The sequence below is a fragment of the Nostoc sp. NMS4 genome, assembly GCF_017115095.1.
Lineage (GTDB): Bacteria > Cyanobacteriota > Cyanobacteriia > Cyanobacteriales > Nostocaceae > Nostoc.
Genome location: NZ_JABXKI010000301.1, coordinates 18,041 through 38,670, shown reverse-complemented (window position 1 = coordinate 38,670; position 20,630 = coordinate 18,041). Strand labels below are relative to the sequence as shown.

The window sequence follows — 20,630 nt, the reverse complement described above, 5'->3', positions numbered from 1 at the left end:
TATGATAGTTGAGGTCTGTCATGCTTTAACTAAACAAAAATAAAGCTATGGCGATCGCTACCATTTGAATATTAAAAACTAATCGCTTTGCAACCAGTTGACTTTACCACTCTCACAGCTGCTTGTAGCGAAATCCGCGCTAACTGGCTACCATCACGCTTAGAACAGGTTTACCAGCGCGATCGCTACACGATTGCAATGGCATTACGCACTCTAGAACAGCGAGATTGGCTACAGGTTTCTTGGCATCCCCAAGCTGCACATATTTGTATTGGAGATCCACCACCGCGATCGCCAGATACGTTTACATTTAGCCAACAATTAATACATCAATTGGGTGGTTTAGCACTGGTAGCGATTGAAGCGATCGCACCTTGGGAGCGGGTGATTGATTTGCAATTTGCCCGTCGTCCGGGAGAAAGCGCCCTATATCATGTCTATGCAGAAATCATGGGCAAATATAGCAACGTCATTCTCACCGACGCTAACAATATAATTATCACCGCCGCCCATCAAGTCAGTCAGCAACAATCTAGTGTCCGTCCCATCCAAACCGGACAACCTTATGAAACGCCACCAAAACTAACTGGAACTGTCCCCAGTTTGAGCGAATCTCAAGAACGTTGGCAAGAACGGATAAGTTTAGTACCAGGAGCAATTAAACGGCAATTACTCAAAAGTTATAGTGGCTTGAGTGCCGCATTGCTAGAGTTAATGCTGCTAGAAGCAAATATCGCACCAGAAACATCTACCGATACTCTCAACCCCGACGACTGGCGACGGTTGTTTGAGCGTTGGCAAGAATGGCTGCAAGCCTTAGATTCCAACACATTTCAACCCGCTTGGACAAAAGATGGTTACACCGTCATGGGTTGGGGTGTAGTTGAAAAGGTCAAAAATATTCAGGAGTTACTCAACCGCTACTACAGTAACCAGATCGATCAACAGTTATTTTCGCAATTGCGCCATCAGTTGAGTCAGAAATTAAATAATATTCTGGCGAAATTACGGAATAAAGCTCAAACCTTTAAGACACGCTTGCAGCAATCAGATCAAGCCGATGAGTATCGGCAAAAAGCTGATTTATTGATGGCTCATTTGCAAAACTGGGAACCGGGGATGAAAGAAATTATCCTTGCAGATTTTGAGACAAATTTGCCAATTGCGATCGCACTCCAGCCAGATAAAAATGCCGTCCAAAATGCCCAAAGTCTTTACAAACAGCACCAAAAGCTCAAACGCGCTCGTGCTGCCGTCGAACCGCTATTATTAGAAGTGCAGACAGAAATTGAGTATTTAGAACAAGTAGAAGCTGCGATCGTTCAGATAGACACCTACCAAACAGCAGAAGATTTGCGAGCTTTAGAAGAAATCCGCGAAGAGTTGATTGGGCAAAAGTATTTAGAAGATCCAGGATATCGCAAGAGCAGCGCCAACGACCCCCCCAGCACCAACTTTCATCGTTACCTTACTCCCAGTGGTTTTGAAGTATTAATCGGTCGTAATAATCGCCAGAATGACCAATTAACCTTCCGTGTAGCGGGGGATTATGACTTATGGTTCCACGCTCAAGAAATTCCAGGGAGTCATGTCTTACTGCGTCTAGAACCGGGTGCTGTTGCAGAAGAGGCTGATTTGCAATTTGTAGCTAATCTTGCCGCCTACTACAGTCGCGCCCGTCAGAGTGAGCAAGTACCAGTAGTTTACACTCAGCTAAAACACGTCTACAAACCCAAAGGAGCCAAACCGGGAATTGCTATTTACAAACATGAGAGCATACTTTGGGGAAAACCACAATTAACAATTCAAAATTCAAAATGACGCTCTCTACTTCACCAAAACCTAAATCAGTTATTTTAGTTTTCTCCGCTTGCTTTTTTCTCTTGGTGCAAATCGATTAAATAAATCAGCTTTGAGTTGCTCATAGACATTAGCAGTTTCTTTTTCTTGGTTATGCACCTGCTTTTTCTAAATGGGAATTTACTGTGCCTTCAAGATGATGTATTTTTTGATTTTGAACATATATAACAGCTTGCTCAACTTGCTTACTGCCCAAAGAGAATATACCATATCCTTCTTGCCAAGCAAATTTTTCTGATGTCGGGCAAATATTGTGGTTGAAATGGTGAGAACTACTTCCTTTAATTTTTTTTACAAACTCTGCGATCGCTATTGTTGGCGGGATAGATACTACTAAATGTATGTGGTCTTCAATACCTCCAATGGCATGGAGTCTACAATTTAAACTATTGGATTTATTAATGATGTAATTATAAAGCTCAGTTTCTTTATCAGAGGTAATTAGAGGTTGGCGTTCTTTTGTCGCCCAAACAATATGATAATAAAGTCGCCACAGAGACATAATATTTTTTAAATTTTATATTTATTTACATAGATTTATGTTTCCCATATTGCTGGAAAAAATTATCATATTAGCAGTGTCCGTCAGCCAGTCAGCCAATCAAGAATCAGCCAGTTTACGAAGCCAGCCAGAAGCCAGTTTACGAAGCCAGCCAGAAGCCAGTTTACAAAGCCAGCCAGAAGCCAGTTTACAAAGCCAGCCAGAAGCCAGGGAATGAAATTCCCTGTCTGAAAGCTAAAGTCGTCTGAAGACGACTATGTAAAACTAGTGAACAATTAAACCAAGTTTTTTCTAGTCCTCTTCTAGAGGACTTGCACTATTAGACAGGGAATTCTATTCCCTGGCTGGCGGTCTGGTTGGTAAACGAATGAATTTGGTTAGCGGGATGGTAGGATAAATTGTTTACAAAGCGACTCTCAAAGAGCAGCCAGGGAATGAAATTCCCTGTCTGAAAGCTAAAGTCGTCTGAAGACGACTATGTAAAACTAGTGAACAATTAAACCAAGTTTTTTCTAGTCCTCTTCTAGAGGACTTGCACTATTAGACAGGGAATTCTATTCCCTCTGAATACCCCTCCTCTCAATTCGGCAAACCCTCAACCCGCATCAAATCTAATTCGTGTTCAAATATTTCATCAATTGGCAACATTTGACCATCAACAGTCATAAATTTATGATCTTTTGTTGCCCGAATTATTGAACCATCTTCCAAACAATACTCAAATACCTCTTGTTCTCCGCGATCGTGCCACTGTGCCACAGGTTGCGTGTAAATATTCCCATTATTATCAACACTATAAACACTACATTCAATACCTTTTTCGACAATTTTCCCAATCGGCATTAATCCATATTCTACTGTCAATATTTCCGTGTCATAGCTTAAACAATATTCAGCAAACTTCAACATTTGCTCAAATAATTCATCCGCAACCTTTTTCTGAACGCCATTTTTCGCCGCGCCATCCACGAACTTTTCTCGCTGCTTTTGCATCTCAGAAACTTTCTTTTTACCCATCGCCCGACGCAGCAAGTCAGCTTGTCCTAAAGAATATCCCGCCATATCTTGAGCAATTTTCATGATTTGCTCTTGATAGACCATAATTCCATAGGTTTCGTCTAATATTGGTTCTAGAATTTGGTGTTGATAATCAATATTTTCTCGCCCATGTTTGCGGTTAATAAATTTAGGGATTAGCCCCGCATCTAATGGGCCAGGTCGATAAAGTGCCAAAATTGAAGAAATATCTTCTATATTAGAAGGTTTCAAATCTCGGACGATTTGACGCATCCCAGAAGATTCTAATTGAAATATCCCTTCTAACTCACCTGCTTCTAATAATTCATAAGTTTTTTGGACATCTTTAGGTAAACTGGTATGTTCGCCTTTGGCTAATATCCTCTGGGCTTTTCTTTCATCACGAGGAATTTCATCAGGATCGACCCGATATCCTCTGGTTTCTTGAATCAAATCCACAGTTTTTTGAATCAGCGTCAGGTTCCGCAAACCCAGAAAATCCATTTTCAATAAACCCAGTGATTCCAAGTCTTCCATGAAATATTGGGTAATCACAGAACCGTCGTTATTCTTCTGTAGCGGCACAATTTCATCCAGGGGATCGGCAGAAATTACCACACCCGCCGCATGCACACCAAAGGTTTTGTTAGTTCCTTCAATTCGCATCGCCATATCAAGCCAATGGCGGACATGGGGTTCTTTATCATATTTCTCTTTAAACTCTGGTTCTGGAGTTTTATCGGAAACCATCACCTTGAGTTTAGTTGGTTTCCCCCGCACCACAGGAATTAATTTCGCCATTTTATCAGCTTCCCCGTAGGGAATATTTAATACTCTGGCGACATCTTTTAAAACTGCTTTAGAAGTTAAGCGATTAAAAGTAATAATTTGGGCAACTCTATCTGCACCATATTTTTCAGTTACATATTCAATCACTTTATCTCGTTGTTCGATACAGAAATCTGTATCAATATCAGGCATTGATTTACGTTCTGGGTTCAAAAAACGTTCAAATAGTAAGCCATGATGCACAGGGTCAATATTAGTAATTCGCATTGCATAAGCAACTAATGAACCAGCCGCCGAACCCCGACCTGGCCCCACAGGAATGTTGTTATCTCTAGCAAATTTGATGTAGTCCCATACAACTAAAAAGTATTTGGAAAAACCCATCTGCTGAATCATTTTTAGTTCGTATTCCAATCTTTCTTTATAGACGGAATCGACTTCTTGGCGAGATTTGCGATTTAAGCGTTCTAAAAGTCCACTCCATGCAACATCTTCGGCATAAGTATCAGCAGTATGACCAGAGGGAATGGGAGGTGTAGGAATCTGAGGCTCACCCATAATATGATAAGGCTCGACTTTATCCGCCACTTCTTCAGTGGTAGCGATCGCTTCGACAATCACATCATCCGGCAAATGGTCACGAAATAGCTGCTGCATCTCCTCACCAGATTTGAGATACTCTGTACCGCTATAACGCATCCGCTTATCTTCAATAATTAATTTGCCCGTTTGGATACATAGCAAAGCATCGTGGGCTTCAACGTCAAAACAAGAAATAAAATGCGAATCATTGGTAGCAACAATTTTAATCCCTAGTTCCCGCGCAATCTTTACTATTTCTACATTCACAATCCGGTCTTCTTGGGAACCGTGGTCTTGAATTTCTAAATAATAATCATCACCAAATACATCTTTATACCACTGAGCAACTTTCCGGGCGGCATCTGGTCTATTACTAAGAATCGCTTGGGGGACTTCTCCACCCAAGCAAGCACTAGTAACAATCAAGCCTTCATGATATTGTTTTAATAAATCTTTATTAATACAAGGACGAGAAAAAATTCCTTTGCCTTGAACACCTTGAAGGTGAGAAATTGTGGTTAATTTGACTAAATTTTTGTAACCTTTAGTATTTTTAGCTAAAACAACTTGATGATATTTGGGGCGGCGTTCTTGTTTTTCAATATCGCCGTTAATAATATACATTTCATTGCCGATAATCGGCTTAATATTTTGACTACGGCAGATTTTGATCAGTTCAACCGCACCATACATGACACCATGATCGGTAAGGGCGATCGCTTTCATTCCCAGTGCGATCGCTCGATCCACCAACTCTGGAAGCTGACTTGCTCCATCAAGTAAACTGTAGTCACTGTGAATATGTAAAGGCACAAAGGACATAAGCATCTCCAACCACAAGCCAAGATATCTCTAGGGGTCTACCTTGTGGTATACCCTTTCGAGCCAGATTTTGTAAACCAACGGAATCTTAGATTAACAGTTTTTAACCAAAATTAAAGCTGTTCTTTTTCGGGAATTATTACTATTATTAGTGTTGTTTTAATAATTACAGCAGTTAACCAGTATCTAGCCAATGAGTCAAACAGAGAGAACTACTTCGCCTGAAACCAAAGCTAGCCCTTGGTGGCAGCGTATCCCTCTCACGTTACAAATTCTCATCGCCTTAGTAGCAGCAGTCAGCGTCGGCATTGCCCTTGGTGCGGGGAATCCTAATCCCAGCAACGCCACTTTAATCAACAATTTAGCAATTCCGGCGGAATTGGTACTAAAGGCTCTCCGCGCCTTAGCTACACCCCTAATTTTTGCAGCCGTGCTACATACCTTGATGACTACTAACATCCCTGGTACAGCCGGACGGCGGTTAGCAGTGTTACTTTTAACTAACACTACCGTAGCTATTTTAGTGGGACTTTTGGTAGCGAATGTGCTGCGTCCCGGGACTTGGGGCAATGTAAGCACTTCAACGACTACGGCAATAACTCCTCAAAGTCTCGATCCTTGGGGAATACTCAAAGATGCTGTACCAGAAGCCGTCCTCAAGCCCTTGGTTGATAATAATGTCATCCAACTGATTGTGATTGCTCTAAGTTTTGGCATCGTTCTGCGGGCATTAAAATCTGAACAAATCGCTCAAGGCAAGAATGGATTCCAGCCGATAGAGGATGTCATCGGAATTTTATTTGAAGCAGTAGTCCGTATCCTCAACTGGGTAATTGCCTTAGTGCCGTTCGCAGTCTTTGGGATTGTAGCTAAAACTATTGCAATGCAGGGCTTTGCACCGTTTAAATCTTTGGGTGCATTCATCGTAGCGGTATTATTAGCGCTGGTATTGCAAGCGTGCTACTATCTCACCAGAGTCAAATTTGGTTCTTGGGTACACCCATTAAAATTTCTCGCTGGCGGTTCTGATGCCTTTTTGACAGCTTTCTCAACTTCTTCCTCGGCGGCAGCAATGCCTATAACTTTTGAGGTTTTGCAAACAAAAGTCGGTTTAAGGGAATCTTCTGCTGCTTTGGGGGCATTAGTTGGGGCAAATTTCAATAATGATGGTACTGCGCTTTATGAAGCAATGTCTGCGTTGTATATTTCCCAACTGATTGGGCAACATCTAAGTCTGCCACAGCAGTTAATTGTCATCCTTACGTCAATTTTTGCATCTGTCGGGGCGGCAAACATTCCCAATGCGGGACTGGTAACAATGACACTAGTATTCACTTCTGTCGGCTTACCTACCCAGTACATCGCTTTGCTAGTTACTGTAGATTGGTTTCTCGATCGCTGCCGCACTGCCATTAATGTTATGGGAGATATGACTGTCAGTGCTTTACTTGACGGCAAAAAGCCTCGTTCTATGGACGAGGCTTAGTTTGCCAGCTTTTTAGATATCTAATGCTGTTGAGGCCCTTTAGCGTCACATTCTTTAGTCCAGCAACGTTCTAAAAGTTGCAGACGCCAGATTAATACAAAGCGTTGGGGATTCAATACTAATTTAGTATCGCTACTAAATAAGGGCTGGTTCAGATACTGCCAAATAGGAAATTTAATTTTGGTGTGTTTTGGAGTCATAAGAACAAGAAAATAATATAAAAGTTTTGTCTAGCAATTGCCTGATACTGCTTTTCTAGTTAAGGCTACACTGCGGTTTTACGATTGTCCTGGTGGCAATTGCGGAATTTCGGCAAGTGGATTTATGTTGTTTCCGCTTTAATACTGAGAATTGCACGCACCATTTTTCTGATTTAGTTTCACAAGTCTTGAAGTCTATTTGTCGCTTAGACTACTATTTTTTCTTTTTCAGGGATGACTATAAGTTTGGGACATATTGGAATGACCCTTTGAATTGCTTAAGTTTTGCTGATTCAGCATAAAAAAACTGGGACGGGCAAGATGCCTATCCCAGGAAAAAAGAGAATTTTTGTCATCAAACGCCTTAGCTCTATAGCGAAGGCGATTTTGTTGTATCTAATAATGAGTGCCGGTTTTGCGATGGTTAATGGCAGTCACAGCATCAGGCTTGAGTAATTTCCCTTCGTCCACAGTTGCATACACAACCCAATGATCGCCACATTCCAGACGTTGGTTGACTGAACATTCCAAATATGCTAGCGCGTCGGTGAGGACAGTACAACCGTTATCTGCAACTGCTGTACTAAAGTTGGCAAATCGATCTTCCCCAGGCGCGAAAGATTTACGGAAATGCTTCATGTACTCTTGATGGTTGCCTTCAGGTAGAATATTTAAGGCAAACTTACCGCCTGGATACATCAAAGATTCGATCGCTCGTTCTTTAGCGATCGCAACTGTGATTCCGGGTGGGTTAAAGGTGGCTTGAGAAACCCAAGCGCCTAACATTGCGGTAGACACTTCTCCAAGTTTTGCTGTCACCACACAAACGGAACCAACAATCCGACCAACAGCCTGTTCCACTGGAGTCGCGGCTTGTTGTGGTAGGCGTACCTTTTTAGCTTTTTTCAGTGCTTGGGCAAAGTCTGTACCGAGTTCTTCACAAAATTTGAGAGTGACATCATCAGGTTTAAACTTCACCTTCAAGGTGTCAAAACCAAAGCGATATCCAGCATCCCGGAGTTTACCTTCAATTAAGTCAAAGGCTTCGCCACTCCAGCCATAGGAACCAAAAACCCCAGCGAGTTTGCTGTTGTCACCACTCGATAGCACAATCCCTAAAGCAGTATGAATGGGAGTTGGTGCATGACCACCAATGGTAGGAGAACCGATGATAAAACCCTCTGACTGTGCTAGGCTGATGCGAACTTCATCAGGTGTGGCAAATTCGCAGTTAATCGATTTTACCGCGACTCCACCTTTAGTTAGTCCCAGAGCGATCGCTTGTGCTAAAGTCGCCGTATTCCCGTAAGCTGAAGCGTAAAGTAGGGCAACGGAAATCTCGCGATCGTTGTGAGAACGGCTCCATTCTCCATAAGCTTTGGTGAGTTCGATTAAGCTGCTGCGTACCAAAGGCCCGTGACCCACAGCATACATTCTCACCTGCAAATCTGATATTTTCTCTAAAGCTGCTTGCACATGAGGAATTTGGGGAGCCATCAGGCAGTTAAAGTAGTAACGCTGGTCTTCTTTGAGCGCTTCCCAATTATCATCAAATACTTCATCACCACAGAGATGAGTTGCAAATAACTTATCTGTGTAGAGAATTTGAGTTTGCTGATCGTAGGTACAAAGTCCTTCCGGCCAACGCGGACTGGGAGTGGGCAAGAATTTCAAAACATGACCCTTGCCTAAATCCAGAGTTTCTTTCCCCCGCATTACCAAGACATTTAAATCTTGGTCTAAGAAAGCCGCACGCAAATTGTTCGCACCAGGAAGAGAACAGACAAAAGTTACCTGTGGTGCTAATTCTAAAATTGCTTTGAGGGTTGCAACTCGATTGGGGCTAAAATGACCCAGGATTATATAATCCAAACTTTGTAAATCTAAGGTCTGCCGCAATGCCTCTAAATAAATTTCGGTAAAGCTTTCTGGCGGTGGATCAATAAGTGCGGTTTTATCAGCTTCAATTAAATAGCAATTGGAGGTAGTACCTCTTTCAAGTGCATATTCAATTTCAAACCGCAGACGTGACCAACTACGCGCTCTGATAGCTTTAGTATTTGTAGCAATTGGTAAAACTTGTACGTCGCGTGGCTTGGAATTGGTCATAGCTGTTGGATAAAGTTAGGGAACAGGGAATAGGGAATAGGTTATAGGGTATAGATCATAGGAAACAGGGGATAGTTTTCTTTGCTTTCCCCTGTCACCTGTTACCTCTTGTTTCTTTCTTAGTAGTAATTACCTACTTTGCGATGGCGAACGGCTGTCAATCCATCGTTTTTGGAGACACGACCTTCTTGGACAGTGCAGTATAAAATCCAGTGGTCGCTGCATTCCATGCTGGTCTGTATTTCACATTCCATGTATGCCAAAGCATCTGCCAGAATCGGCGAACCGTTTTTTGCGGTTTGAGTTTTCACTCCTGCAAAGCGGTCAGCACCAGGATGCAAGCGCTTGAGGAAGTGTTTTTTGAGTTCTTGATAATTGCCTTCTTCCAAAACGTTGAGGACGAAGCGATCGCCTACTTGCATTAAGGAATCAATGGCGCGGTCTTTGGCAACAGCTATTGTGAATCCTAATGGTTGCAAACTCGCTTGCGTTACCCAGGATGCCAGCATTGCACTTGAGACATTATCTTTTTTCGTGGTGACTATATATAGTCCACTACTAATGCGACCCAGTGCCTTTTCCATGTTGACATCAAGGGACTTGATTTGCTTGATGTTGCGATCGCGCACTAGCAATTGTCCGATGTCTTTACCCGCTTCTTCACACAACTGGAATGTTGATGCTGTGGGAGCCTCTTTAATCCGAATGGGTGGGAAGGCTTCTTTGATGCCAGAGTCAAGAAATTGTCTGCGGAGTGTATCAATGGGTTCATCATCCCCACCGTAACATTCAAACAGCCCAAGAAATTGCTTGTTCTTGGCGACAGCTAGCACTGAACTGATACTGGCTTGGGCGGCGGCGGAAGTAGTCGGGGGCATCCCGATAATGATCCCAGCTGCTCTCCCGGCTAGTTCTTGAATTTCTTGGCTCCCAGCAGTACTCAAATCTAGTACTTCTACGCCAACGCCAGTTTTCAGAATACCTTCGGCAATTGCGTGACCAAGGCGCTCGCCATATCCATATTCTGAGACAAAAAACAAGCCAACTGTTGTTTCTGCTTTAGCTTGTTTTTGGCTCCAATTTTCGTAGCACCCGGTTAAAACATCTAAATGGTGGTATAATAGTGGGCCGTGACCATTTGCGATAATATTAATCTTTCCGAGATCGCCCATCCGCTTCATCGCATTCAGCAACGAACGAGCGTTAGGACCCATTAAGCAGTCGTAGTAAAATCTAAAGTCAGCTTCGATCGCTTCTAAATCTTCGTCAAAGGTGCGATCGTCACAAAAGTGCATCCCAAAAGCATCACAGGTGTAGAGAATTTGGGTTTTGCGGTCAAAGCTAAAGATTGTATCCGGCCAGTGCAGGTTAGGCGCACTCACGAATTCCATTTCGTGTCCTTTGCCGATATCGATGCGATCGCCAGTTTTCACAACCCGCTTGGAAAAAGGGTCGTGTACCAATCCCTCAAGGAATTGCAGCGCAACTTTTGAGGCTAAGACGGTGGCTCTAGGAGCTAACTGGAGGACATCTTCTACTAAGCCGCTATGGTCTGGCTCTGTGTGGCTAACAATTATGTAATCAATTGTTTTGGGGTTAACAAGACCTTTAAGAGTCTCTAAATACAGATCGCGAAACTTCTGGTGAGAAGTATCAATCAAAACTGTTTGTTCGCCCCTAATTAGATATGAATTATAGGTTGTGCCGTTTTGCAGTCCGAATTCGATATCAAAGCGATCGCGATCCCAATCAAGAGAGCGAATCGCCGTTGTGTTAGGGGCAATTTCTACAGTTTGTATAGTTAGCCGATGTTGAACGTTTTCTGCGTTGGCCTTGCCGGTCGTAGACATCGATACCATTATTCGTCTCCGAGCGCAAATTAACAGGTTTTTCTTCTGCCCCCATTGTCTCTATTATTTAATGTTGAAGTTGTAATGAATATCAGTTTTTGAGAAATTTAACTTGTATCAATTATTGCTGTTTTTTAGCCAAAAACATGACTCAAAAAATATCCTAAATATTAATTGATTCTTAAGGCTTACTGAGTATTTAATTTGGCTATTTATCTAGTTTGATTCTAATTCAAAAATATCATACCAATTATATTTTTTAACCAGAAAAGCATAATCTAAACAATATTGTATTGTTGGTTGATCTACTAACCCTAAATTACTTGTAATACTTGATGCTGTCAGAGTACATATTGATATGTGAAGTAGACAAATTTACTTTTTCGGCATACTCCCTTAATTAGAAAGGTGGGAAAGGTAGGAAAAGTAGGAAAAGTAGGACAAACTTTCTTAGGTTTTTAATAAGCATCACATAAGCTGTTAATATTGGTTTATCCAAGGGTATTGAATATGTTTTTGATTAAAACAAAAACATGGTGATGTAGAATATAAACTTTATGTAAAGTTGAGAAAACAGATATTTTTTTGGAGATTAATCAAGGCAACTTTCCAGAGACTAGTTTAATGAAAAGAAACTAGGCTTGTATATATTTTTTTGCTCATCTCAATGGAAACTAGCATAAAAATAATTTTTAAAGTTTCGATAAACCTCCGTAAGCATAGGAATAATCTCAGGAATTTAATGATACAGTCCTTTATTATCGACTTTAGGCATTAATCAAGATAACGCCAACAAATTTTTCTTGTCATAGTTATAAGCTACAGCTTCCGGCTACAGAATAAATTTGCCTATATAGGTTAATGGTGTCATCTCCGATCTGCCTAACTTTTTATAAAAATCCATTGTTGATGAAAAATTGCAACCTTTGATAGTATTCTCAAGCCAATACTTATCACGTAGCAATACAGGCGTAAATAGATCCAAAAAATGACAAAAATTGATTGTGTAAAGGGTTATTGTTTATGGGATGCCGATTAAAAGTCTTTCTAACAGAACAAGAAAAGCTGACTTTAGAAGAGTTGAGAAAAGCCAAAAATGTTCCTCAACGTACCAAGGATCGCGCTCAAGTTTTACTACTGAATGCTCGCGGCTTAAAAAATGAGCAAATTGCAAAAGGTTTGAACTGGGCGATTTCAACAATCCGTCAAACCCTTCATCGCTGGGAAAAGATGGGTTTAGCAGGTTTATGGGATGCTCCAGGTCGAGGAGGAAAACGCCGATATTCGGAATCAGATTTGGTTTATCTCGAAAATTGTTTAGCTCAAGAGTCAGAAACTTATAACTCTAAACAATTAGCAAAAAAACTGGCATCTGAGCGTCAAGTTAACTTGAGTGCAGATAGACTACGACGGGTACTGAAAAAAAGGGAAAGGAGTTTGGGAAGCACACGCACACAAACCCAGGAACAGCAGATAATTAGCTGAAAGGTATTAAGAACACCTGGTTGACATACTTGCGAATGATATAAATTCTAAATTCTGCTGTATGATGGCAGTTTTCTATAAAACAAAGTCCACTTACACATCAGAGTGTCAAGTGGACTTGTTAGCTATTTTTAGTGGATCCGAGCAGAGTCGAACTGCTGTCCAAATTGGGTATTGACCCCCCGCTCATTCACAGGTTTAGCCTTTCTGACCCTCAAGGCGGGAATCGTTCATTATCCCGAACGTAGGATGCTCTGATTTGATCTTAGCCAGCAAGCCAACCAGAGAACGCTTGCTAGAGCATCCGTTGGGGTTTGGTCTTCAGTCCTTAACGGAGTCAAACTAAAGACGCTCGAACCTGTAAGAGGTGTTTTAGGCTGCTACTAGAGCATCCTTACGAGCAAAGCTAACGATGTTATTCGCATTTACTTTTTGTTTGAGCCTTTGATTTCCGAGAGGAGACTCACTCTCGACCTGAATCACAGAGCAGCGTTCGCCAACCTGTCGAAACCGTGACGGACCCATGCGCTATATATATATTATAGTTTGCTGTTAGGGATATGTGTCACAGGATGACAAAGAAATATTAAACTCTTATTACTTAGGCTTAAGTGTCATGAGTCAGACTACAAGCAGAGTTCGCTGGACAATTCAAGATGTTGCAGCATTACCCGATAACGAATTGATTCGTTATGAGATTATCGATGGAGAATTGTTTATGACGCGATCGCCCCACCATAAACATCAGCACGTAATTGGATGTATCTTTTCAGTGCTAAATACTTGGTCTATAGATAGTGGTTTGGGAGAACCCTCCATTATGCCAGGACTGATTTTTTCAGACTCTGATAATGTAGCTCCCGATGTGGTGTGGGTAAGTTATGAACGGTTGGCTGAAATTCAAGATGAAGCGGGGCATTTTCACGGAGCGCCGGAACTGGTAGTGGAAGTGCTGTCAAAAGGAAAAGCAAATGTTGACCGCGATCGATTAGCTAAATTGAAATTGTATTCGGTTCAGGGAGTCAAGGAGTATTGGATTGTCGATCGCATCGCTCAAAGAATTGAAATCTATCGACGGGATAATGCTCAGTTAAAACTGGTTACAACATTACTAGTAGATGATGTGATGACATCACCATTGCTGCCTAACTTTGCCTGTGAAGTAGCACGTCTTTTTGTGTCACGAAGTTAGGGGCGATTAGATATTGATTTTGTAGTTGCTTGCGATCGCTGAATATATTTTGAATCGCTATACTTGTACAATAAACAGTACAAGAATCAAGTAAATGAAAGTTGTGTCTTTTAGCGAAGCGAGAAATAACCTCAAGGCTGTTTTAGACCGAGTGGTGGAAGATGCCGACTATACCATCATCACCAGACGGGATGCGGAGGATGCCGTAGTGATGTCGCTAGAGTTATTTGATAGTTTGCTAGAGACTGTGCATTTACTTAAGTCTCCCGCTAATGCCACCCATTTGGAGCGTTCTATTGCTCAGTTCAAGCAGGGAAAAGTGGTGGAGCGCAATTTGTTGGATGACTAGAAAGCTAGCATGGACGGATGAGGCTTGGAATGATTATTTATATTGGCAAGGGCAAGATAAGAAAACGTTAAAACGAATTAACAAGCTCATTGAGGCAACAATCCGACTACCGTTTGAGGGAATCGGAAAGCCAGAAGCGCTGAGGGAAAACCTAGTCGGCTTTTGGTCGCGGCGAATTGATGATACGAATCGGTTAGTTTATGCGGTGGATGATGAGTATTTAACAATTATTGCTTGTCGATACCACTATTCTGATTGACACCGAACTTTGCTCAGTAAAGCTGCTTTCGAGAGCGATCGCTTTACCAATCTACTATTATACTAGAAGCTGCTACAGTTTCAGGAATAGCGATCGCTCAAAACCAAAAATAGCTAATCGCTAGTTTTAAAGTTACCAGCAATTAGCTATTAGTAATAATTACCAATTGAATTCTAAGTTAGTGCTTCAGCACCGCCTACAACCTCAAGTAGTTCTTGGGTAATTGCAGCTTGTCGCGCTTTGTTGTAAGACAGGGTGAGGGTGTTAATTAGTTCACCGGCATTTTCACTGGCATTACTCATGGCTGTCATCCGCGCTGCTAGTTCACTAGCTGCCGATTCTTGCAGCGCCCGCAATAACTGGTTACTCAGATACAGGGGCAATAGAGAATCGAGAATCTGCACGGGATCTTGCTCGAAAATCATGTCAGGAGCCAATGGGCGGACTTCCTTAGTCACTTTCTCCCGTTCGACTTCAAATTTACCACCACGGGTTGTCAAGCGGAAGATTTCATCATCACCGACTTCTAGACCTTGTGGATCGAGTGGCAGTAAGGTTTGGATTACAGGACGGGAGCTAACCAAGGAAAGGAATCTGGTATAGATTAATTCGATGCGGTCAACTTCTTCGGAAAGGAACAAGGAAAGTAGTTGGTCGGCAATCTGATTGGCTTCTGCGGCGGTGGGAATTTGCTCTAAACCGGTATAGGTGGCATCAATGGGCTGATTGCGGCGTTGAAAGTACTGCGTAGCTTTGCGTCCGACGAGTACAAATTGATAGTCTAAACCTTCTGCCTTGATTTCTTTGGCACGGTTTTCTGCACGACGGATGACGTTATTATTGTAGCCGCCGCATAGACCGCGATCGCCTGAAATAACCAACAACCCAACTGACTTAACTTGGCGTTTTTTCAGTAGTGGTAGGTTTGCTTCTTCAAAGCGCAGACGGCTTTGCAAACCATATAATACTTGTGCCAAGCGATCGGCAAAGGGACGAGTTGCTAGCACTTGTTCTTGCGCCCGCCGCACTCTAGCCGCAGCTACGAGACGCATGGCTTCTGTGATTTTTTTGGTGTTTTTGACCGACTGAATGCGATCGCGTATTGCTTTTAAATTGGCCATAACTTTAAGTTCTGAGTCCTGAGTTCTGAGTCCTGAGTGGTAGAAAGTGCTGAATGCCAAGCTTCATAGGAATTGGAAATGTGAGAACTTGTAAGCATCATGCTCATGTATCTTCACTCTTGACTCCTCTTCTCACTCAGCACTCAGCACTCAGCACTCAGCACTCTATTAAGCTGTCGCTTTGAAGGTCTTCTTGTATTCAGTAAGTGCTTCCTTCAAAGCAGCTTCTTCTGCGTCACCTAATGCTTTAGATGCTTGTACTCCTTGGGCATACTGGGTTTTACCAGTCTTTAAGTACTCACGTAGACCAGAGGTGAAGTTGGTTACTTGATTTACAGGTACATCATCTAAGTAGCCATTAATCCCAGCATACAAAATTGCTACTTGCTCGTATACTGAGAGTGGCGAATTTTGTGGCTGCTTGAGGAGTTCGCGCAACCGTTGACCCCGTGCCAACTGGTCTTGAGTGGCTTTATCTAAGTCAGAAGCAAATTGAGCGAAGGCTTGCAGGTCGTCAAATTGGGCTAATTCCAATTTAATCTTACCGGCAACTTTTTTCATTGCCTTGGTTTGGGCGGCAGAACCCACGCGGGATACGGAAATACCGGGGTTTACAGCCGGACGGATACCAGCGTTAAACAAGTCAGAAGATAGGAATATCTGACCATCGGTAATGGAAATTACGTTGGTGGGGATGTATGCTGAAACGTCACCAGCTTGGGTTTCGATAATTGGTAGGGCGGTCATACTGCCTTTACCTAATTCGTCACTCAGCTTCGCGGCTCTTTCTAACAAGCGGGAGTGAATGTAGAATACATCTCCGGGGTAAGCTTCGCGTCCTGGTGGACGACGCAGCAGTAGGGACATTTGGCGATAAGCTTGGGCTTGCTTGGAAAGGTCATCATAAATTACCAGGGTAGCTTTGCCTTTGTACATGAAGTACTCAGCAATAGTTGCGCCTGTGTAGGGAGCTAGGTATTGTAGAGTTGCAGGTTCACTGGCGCTAGCGGCGACGACGATGGTGTAATCCATCGCGCCTTTTTCTTGCAATGTTTGCACGACGTTAGCAACTGTGGAAGCCTTTTGACCGATCGCAACGTAGACACAAACTACATCTTCTTCCTTTTGGTTAATGATGGTGTCGATGGCGATCGCAGTTTTACCGGTTTGGCGATCGCCAATAATCAATTCCCGTTGACCACGACCGATGGGAATCATTGAGTCAATAGCTGTGATACCCGTTTGCATGGGTTCGTGTACAGACCGACGGGCAATGATACCGGGTGCTGGAGATTCAATTAAACGACTTTCTGAAGACTTGATGTCTCCCTTACCATCGATAGGACGACCCAAAGCGTCTACAACTCTTCCAATTAAGGCTTCTCCTACTGGAATCTGAGCAATTCTACCAGTAGCAGTTACAGAACTACCTTCTTGAATTTCCAGCCCTTCACCCATCAACACCGCGCCCACGTTGTCTTCTTCTAAGTTCTGGGCGATGCCAATTGTGCCATCTTCAAATTCCAAAAGTTCCCCAGACATAGCCTTTTCCAGACCATAAATCCGGGCAATACCATCACCAACTTGGAGAACAGTACCAACGTTAGCAACTTTGACCTCTTGATCGTATTGCTCGATTTGTTGTTGGATAATGCTGCTAATTTCGTCAGGTCTAATTGATATGCTCATGTGTCTATCTTTTTTGCTTTCGAGACTGAATTCAGTGCTGAGTGCTGAGTGCTGAGTTAAAAAAGCAAAGGTTAAAAGTCAAAATAAATTAGTATTTACTTAACTCCTAACTATTGTACAGACGCGATTAATCGCGTCTCTCCTAACTCCTAACTATTAGTTAAGCGCAATGAAAGGCGGCGCAATTGACCCCGGATACTAGCGTCAATTACTTGTGAACCTACTTTAATAATCACACCACCAATTAACTCGCTGTCTACCCTGGTTTCTAGTTCTACCTGGCGAGCATTTGAGATGGCAATGACCTTTTGGATGATTGCTTGCTGTTGAGCTTCTGTGAGGGGAACGGCTGAAATTACTTCCGCTAATACGGTTTGATTCAGCTGCCGCAACAGCGCCAGATATTGTTGAAAAATTGATTCCAAGAATGCGATGCGCCGTTTATCTACCAGGATCAGCAAAAAATTGCGTAAGTAGGGGTTAGCGCCTTCACCGAGTATTTGTTTGATCAGAGATTTTTTGTTCTCAGCCTGAATAAACGGGTTGCTGAAGAAGTTGTGTAGCTGTTTGTCTGCCCTGAGTAGTCCCAGGAAAGTCCGCGCATCTTCCCCGAATTCTTCTGTCAAGTTTTTCGATTGCGCTATTGACAAAAGTGCCTGTGCGTAAGGTTGGGCAACCTCGGCTGCCGCTACCTGACTTGTCATACATTGCCTCCCAGTTGTGCGATGCTGCGGTCAATTAAACTTTGTTGAGCATCGTCGGCAATCCCGCCTTTAAGTTGTGATTCGACTTTTTGCAATGCTAGTGTAGCAACTCGTTGCCGCAGTTGAGCGATCGCTCGATCGGTTTCGGTGTTTAAATCTGCTGCTGCTGTTTGTTTCAAGCGTTCTACGTCTTGCACTGCCTTCGCTAACAAGGCTTCTTTCGTCTTTTGGGCGTTTTCTGTAGCAGATTGGCGGATGCGTTCTGCCTCTGCCTGAGATTGCTTTAATTGCTCTTGCGCTTGGGAAAGGGCAGTCTTTGCCTCTTTTAAGCGCCCTTCTGCTTCCTGAATTGCAGTGGCAATATTGGATTGTCGCTCGTTCAGGATATTGCTTAAAACCTTACGTCCGAAGTAGAATAGTATGCCAATCAGAATCGCTAGATTAATCAGATTGGTTTCAAAAATGTCTAAGTTTAGACCGAAACCACCTTCTGCTGCGCCTTCTGCCAATTCAGAGTGAACAGCGTTCGCTTCTGCGGCAAGTAATAAGAATGTCCCCATGATACCCATTTACAAGTGCGCTGCTCGCTTGCTAATACGTTGTATTTTCCCTGAAGGAAATTAAGTATCTTTTCCCCGAAGGGAAATTTAAGTATCTTTTCCCCGCTAGGGAAATTAAGTATCTTTCCCCAGATGGGGAAAAAGTGCCTTTCTTGACACTTAAATTTTGCGCTCTGGACTAGAGACCAGTTGCGCGTATGCTTTCACAGAACCAGTCTAGTTAGCTTATCTAACTGGAGTTGGCCCCAATAGTTTTTCTAGAATCTGCCTACTTAGAGCATCAACTTGTTGCTCTAAGGTGCGAAAAGCTTCCTGCTTTTGTTGTTCTATTTCAACAGCAGCTTGTTCTCGTTGAGTCTGAGCTTCCTTTTGGGCCTCAGCAATTTTCTCAGCAGTAATTTTTTTAGCTTCCAGTTGAGCTGCTTCTACAGTCGCTTGCGATTGTCTGCGAGCGTCTGCGAGTTGCTGCTCATACTCGGCGGCTAAACGCTCGGCTTTAGCCAAGCTCTCCCGCGCTTCCAGGGTATTCGTTCGGATATAATTATCGCGATCGTCTAGTACCTTGGTCAGTGGCTTATAGAAAATTGCATTCAACAAAGCTGCTAGTAGCAGGAATTGCAATGCCATGAAGGGCAAGGTAGCATCGAAATCAAACATTTGTCTCCTCTTTGGCTGGAGTAGCAGTTTTCGTGGCTAGCAACATCATCCAACCTTTCATATTTTAGAGACCCATAGCCAATAAGGGTCAACTGAACATTAGAACTATTAAGATACCCAAAACATTTCGATTGTAGAGGCGTGATGGTTCACGTCTCCACACTCACAAAAATTTCAGGTATTAGGCGAAGGGGTTAGCAAACAGCAATACCAGGGCAATTACTAGACCATAGATAGTCAAAGATTCCATGAATGCCAAGGTTAATAGCAGAGTACCGCGAATTTTTCCTTCTGCTTCAGGTTGACGAGCAATACCTTCTACTGCTTGTCCAGCAGCGTTTCCTTGACCGATACCAGGGCCAATTGCAGCTAAACCAATCGCTAAAGCAGCAGCGAGAACTGAAGCAGCCTGAACTAATGGATCCATGTTGATTTTCCTTGCTTTGATTACAAAACTAAACAGACATTACGTTAACGATTAGAAACGTGGTTTTCACGCTGCACTCGCTTCTTTGAAATCGCGCTTTGCGATGTTTTGAGCGAATATGCTCTTCTTGACTGTGCTATCAACTGAGAAGTTTAATGCTCCTCATGTTCTTCTCCACCATGTCCCTCCATTGCCTCATGAATATATGCTCCGGCTAGGGTGGCAAAAACCAGGGCTTGAATGGCACTGGTAAATAAACCCAAGGCCATTACAGGGAGAGGTACAAATAGAGGAACTAGCAGCACCAACACCGCTACTACCAATTCATCCGCCAAAATATTACCAAATAGCCGGAAGCTTAGGGAGAGGGGCTTGGTGAAATCTTCAAGAATTGCGATCGGCAACAAAATCGGTGTTGGCTCTATATATTTCTTAAAGTAGCCTAAACCGCGTTTGCTAAAACCTGCGTAAAAGTACGCCAAGGAAGTTAGCAGTGCCAATGCAACAGTCGTATTGATGTCATTGGTGGGAGCTGCCAATTCACCCGAAGGTAGCTTGATGAGCTTCCAGGGAATTAGCGCCCCTGACCAGTTCGATACGAAAATAAACAAGAACAATGTGCCAATAAATGGCACCCAAGGGCGATACTCTTTCTCACCGAGTTGGTTTTTGGCCAAATCACGAATAAATTCTAGGGCGTATTCCATCAAATTTTGGATGCCCTTGGGAATTCTTTGTGCGTTTCGAGTAGCAGCGATTGAAGCCACTACTAGAATACTAATCACAAACCATGAGGTGAGAAAAACTTGCCCATGAATTTTAAGATTGCCCAACTGCCAGTAGAAATGATGTCCTACTTCTAATTCGGCGAGGGGAAAAGAATTAAAGGCGTTTAAGACACTAAGCATTTGCATTCTTCAAGCATTTTCCCCAACGAGCGAGGATGGGATTACTATCTTTGTGAGCCTGA

General features: G+C 42.8%; 19 protein-coding genes and 1 other RNA gene. 7 read left to right on the top strand and 13 right to left on the bottom strand.

Annotation, left to right across the window (positions count from 1 at the left end; genetic code table 11):
• Positions 1-87 precede the first annotated feature (87 nt).
• A complete protein-coding gene (locus tag HWQ37_RS28550; protein ID WP_292753789.1) occupies positions 88-1,821 on the top strand; it encodes an Rqc2 family fibronectin-binding protein in 1,734 nt (577 codons plus the stop codon).
• A gap of 130 nt (positions 1,822-1,951) precedes the next feature.
• Here HWQ37_RS28550 and tnpA read toward each other — a convergent pair whose 3' ends face one another.
• The gene (gene tnpA, locus HWQ37_RS28545; protein WP_292753788.1) at positions 1,952-2,362 is read right to left on the bottom strand and encodes an IS200/IS605 family transposase; all 411 of its coding nucleotides are present in this window, start codon (positions 2,360-2,362) and stop codon (positions 1,952-1,954) included.
• 37 nt (positions 2,363-2,399) lie between these two features.
• Between tnpA and HWQ37_RS28540 the strand changes: the two genes are divergently transcribed.
• Positions 2,400-2,579 (top strand): hypothetical protein, encoded by a 180-nt coding sequence (locus HWQ37_RS28540; protein ID WP_292753787.1) that lies wholly within the window; start codon positions 2,400-2,402, stop codon positions 2,577-2,579.
• A gap of 362 nt (positions 2,580-2,941) precedes the next feature.
• On the opposite strand, the gene HWQ37_RS28535 is transcribed toward HWQ37_RS28540, so the two are convergent.
• Complete coding sequence (locus HWQ37_RS28535) at positions 2,942-5,572, bottom strand: DNA polymerase III subunit alpha (protein ID WP_292753786.1); 2,631 nt, start codon at positions 5,570-5,572, stop codon at positions 2,942-2,944.
• Positions 5,573-5,765: 193 nt separating this feature from the next.
• Here HWQ37_RS28535 and HWQ37_RS28530 point away from each other — a divergent pair, with 193 nt between their 5' ends.
• A complete protein-coding gene (locus HWQ37_RS28530; protein ID WP_292753785.1) occupies positions 5,766-7,058 on the top strand; it encodes a dicarboxylate/amino acid:cation symporter in 1,293 nt (430 codons plus the stop codon).
• A gap of 20 nt (positions 7,059-7,078) precedes the next feature.
• Here HWQ37_RS28530 and HWQ37_RS28525 read toward each other — a convergent pair whose 3' ends face one another.
• From HWQ37_RS28525 to HWQ37_RS28515, 3 genes are all read right to left on the bottom strand, one after another.
• The gene (locus HWQ37_RS28525; RefSeq protein WP_292753784.1) at positions 7,079-7,258 is read right to left on the bottom strand and encodes a hypothetical protein; all 180 of its coding nucleotides are present in this window, start codon (positions 7,256-7,258) and stop codon (positions 7,079-7,081) included.
• A gap of 396 nt (positions 7,259-7,654) precedes the next feature.
• Complete coding sequence (locus HWQ37_RS28520) at positions 7,655-9,367, bottom strand: diflavin flavoprotein (RefSeq protein WP_292753783.1); 1,713 nt, start codon at positions 9,365-9,367, stop codon at positions 7,655-7,657.
• A gap of 119 nt (positions 9,368-9,486) precedes the next feature.
• Complete coding sequence (locus HWQ37_RS28515) at positions 9,487-11,226, bottom strand: diflavin flavoprotein (RefSeq protein WP_292753782.1); 1,740 nt, start codon at positions 11,224-11,226, stop codon at positions 9,487-9,489.
• A gap of 1,014 nt (positions 11,227-12,240) precedes the next feature.
• Between HWQ37_RS28515 and HWQ37_RS28510 the strand changes: the two genes are divergently transcribed.
• Complete coding sequence (locus tag HWQ37_RS28510; RefSeq protein WP_292753781.1) at positions 12,241-12,702, top strand: helix-turn-helix domain-containing protein; 462 nt, start codon at positions 12,241-12,243, stop codon at positions 12,700-12,702.
• 132 nt (positions 12,703-12,834) lie between these two features.
• Here HWQ37_RS28510 and ssrA read toward each other — a convergent pair.
• Positions 12,835-13,225: a transfer-messenger RNA gene (gene ssrA, locus HWQ37_RS28505) on the bottom strand.
• Between the two features lie 93 nt (positions 13,226-13,318).
• On the opposite strand from ssrA, the gene HWQ37_RS28500 reads away from it, so the two are divergent.
• From HWQ37_RS28500 to HWQ37_RS28490, 3 genes are all read left to right on the top strand, one after another.
• Positions 13,319-13,894 (top strand): Uma2 family endonuclease, encoded by a 576-nt coding sequence (locus HWQ37_RS28500; RefSeq protein ID WP_292753780.1) that lies wholly within the window; start codon positions 13,319-13,321, stop codon positions 13,892-13,894.
• Between the two features lie 94 nt (positions 13,895-13,988).
• The gene (locus HWQ37_RS28495) at positions 13,989-14,243 is read left to right on the top strand and encodes a type II toxin-antitoxin system Phd/YefM family antitoxin (RefSeq protein ID WP_292753779.1); all 255 of its coding nucleotides are present in this window, start codon (positions 13,989-13,991) and stop codon (positions 14,241-14,243) included.
• A complete protein-coding gene (locus tag HWQ37_RS28490) occupies positions 14,236-14,502 on the top strand; it encodes a Txe/YoeB family addiction module toxin (protein ID WP_292753778.1) in 267 nt (88 codons plus the stop codon). Before HWQ37_RS28495 ends, HWQ37_RS28490 begins: the two co-directional genes overlap by 8 nt.
• Positions 14,503-14,675: 173 nt before the next feature.
• Here HWQ37_RS28490 and HWQ37_RS28485 read toward each other — a convergent pair whose 3' ends face one another.
• The 7 genes from HWQ37_RS28485 to atpB form a co-directional block, all read right to left on the bottom strand.
• The gene (locus HWQ37_RS28485) at positions 14,676-15,623 is read right to left on the bottom strand and encodes a F0F1 ATP synthase subunit gamma (RefSeq protein ID WP_292753777.1); all 948 of its coding nucleotides are present in this window, start codon (positions 15,621-15,623) and stop codon (positions 14,676-14,678) included.
• Positions 15,624-15,791: 168 nt separating this feature from the next.
• Positions 15,792-17,312, bottom strand: a complete 1,521-nt coding sequence (gene atpA / locus HWQ37_RS28480) for a F0F1 ATP synthase subunit alpha (RefSeq protein WP_292753776.1) — start codon at positions 17,310-17,312, stop codon at positions 15,792-15,794.
• A 149-nt stretch (positions 17,313-17,461) separates the two neighbouring features.
• Positions 17,462-18,016 carry an ATP synthase F1 subunit delta gene (gene atpH, locus HWQ37_RS28475; RefSeq protein ID WP_292753775.1) on the bottom strand — a complete coding sequence of 185 codons (555 nt, stop codon included), beginning with the start codon at positions 18,014-18,016 and terminating at the stop codon, positions 17,462-17,464.
• A complete protein-coding gene (locus HWQ37_RS28470; protein ID WP_292753774.1) occupies positions 18,013-18,585 on the bottom strand; it encodes a F0F1 ATP synthase subunit B in 573 nt (190 codons plus the stop codon). Before HWQ37_RS28470 ends, atpH begins: the two co-directional genes overlap by 4 nt.
• Before the next feature lie 216 nt (positions 18,586-18,801).
• Positions 18,802-19,233, bottom strand: a complete 432-nt coding sequence (locus HWQ37_RS28465; protein ID WP_292753773.1) for a F0F1 ATP synthase subunit B' — start codon at positions 19,231-19,233, stop codon at positions 18,802-18,804.
• 181 nt (positions 19,234-19,414) lie between these two features.
• The gene (atpE, locus tag HWQ37_RS28460; protein WP_013192016.1) at positions 19,415-19,660 is read right to left on the bottom strand and encodes an ATP synthase F0 subunit C; all 246 of its coding nucleotides are present in this window, start codon (positions 19,658-19,660) and stop codon (positions 19,415-19,417) included.
• A 152-nt stretch (positions 19,661-19,812) separates the two neighbouring features.
• Positions 19,813-20,574: a F0F1 ATP synthase subunit A gene (atpB, locus tag HWQ37_RS28455; protein WP_273762315.1), complete on the bottom strand. Its 762-nt coding sequence runs from the start codon at positions 20,572-20,574 to the stop codon at positions 19,813-19,815.
• Between the last annotated feature and the right edge of the window lie 56 nt (positions 20,575-20,630).

What these genes read in the sequence shown, in the direction of transcription:
- tnpA (WP_292753788.1), bottom strand. Translation starts at nt 2,362, where the DNA reads ATGTCTCTGTGGCGACTTTATTATCATATTGTTTGGGCGACAAAAGAA.
- HWQ37_RS28540 (WP_292753787.1), top strand. Translation starts at nt 2,400, where the DNA reads ATGTTTCCCATATTGCTGGAAAAAATTATCATATTAGCAGTGTCCGTC.
- HWQ37_RS28535 (WP_292753786.1), bottom strand. Translation starts at nt 5,572, where the DNA reads ATGTCCTTTGTGCCTTTACATATTCACAGTGACTACAGTTTACTTGAT.
- HWQ37_RS28530 (WP_292753785.1), top strand. Translation starts at nt 5,766, where the DNA reads ATGAGTCAAACAGAGAGAACTACTTCGCCTGAAACCAAAGCTAGCCCT.
- HWQ37_RS28525 (WP_292753784.1), bottom strand. Translation starts at nt 7,258, where the DNA reads ATGACTCCAAAACACACCAAAATTAAATTTCCTATTTGGCAGTATCTG.
- HWQ37_RS28520 (WP_292753783.1), bottom strand. Translation starts at nt 9,367, where the DNA reads ATGACCAATTCCAAGCCACGCGACGTACAAGTTTTACCAATTGCTACA.
- HWQ37_RS28515 (WP_292753782.1), bottom strand. Translation starts at nt 11,226, where the DNA reads ATGGTATCGATGTCTACGACCGGCAAGGCCAACGCAGAAAACGTTCAA.
- HWQ37_RS28510 (WP_292753781.1), top strand. Translation starts at nt 12,241, where the DNA reads ATGGGATGCCGATTAAAAGTCTTTCTAACAGAACAAGAAAAGCTGACT.
- HWQ37_RS28500 (WP_292753780.1), top strand. Translation starts at nt 13,319, where the DNA reads ATGAGTCAGACTACAAGCAGAGTTCGCTGGACAATTCAAGATGTTGCA.
- HWQ37_RS28495 (WP_292753779.1), top strand. Translation starts at nt 13,989, where the DNA reads ATGAAAGTTGTGTCTTTTAGCGAAGCGAGAAATAACCTCAAGGCTGTT.
- HWQ37_RS28490 (WP_292753778.1), top strand. Translation starts at nt 14,236, where the DNA reads ATGACTAGAAAGCTAGCATGGACGGATGAGGCTTGGAATGATTATTTA.
- HWQ37_RS28485 (WP_292753777.1), bottom strand. Translation starts at nt 15,623, where the DNA reads ATGGCCAATTTAAAAGCAATACGCGATCGCATTCAGTCGGTCAAAAAC.
- atpA (WP_292753776.1), bottom strand. Translation starts at nt 17,312, where the DNA reads ATGAGCATATCAATTAGACCTGACGAAATTAGCAGCATTATCCAACAA.
- atpH (WP_292753775.1), bottom strand. Translation starts at nt 18,016, where the DNA reads ATGACAAGTCAGGTAGCGGCAGCCGAGGTTGCCCAACCTTACGCACAG.
- HWQ37_RS28470 (WP_292753774.1), bottom strand. Translation starts at nt 18,585, where the DNA reads ATGGGTATCATGGGGACATTCTTATTACTTGCCGCAGAAGCGAACGCT.
- HWQ37_RS28465 (WP_292753773.1), bottom strand. Translation starts at nt 19,233, where the DNA reads ATGTTTGATTTCGATGCTACCTTGCCCTTCATGGCATTGCAATTCCTG.
- atpE (WP_013192016.1), bottom strand. Translation starts at nt 19,660, where the DNA reads ATGGATCCATTAGTTCAGGCTGCTTCAGTTCTCGCTGCTGCTTTAGCG.
- atpB (WP_273762315.1), bottom strand. Translation starts at nt 20,574, where the DNA reads ATGCAAATGCTTAGTGTCTTAAACGCCTTTAATTCTTTTCCCCTCGCC.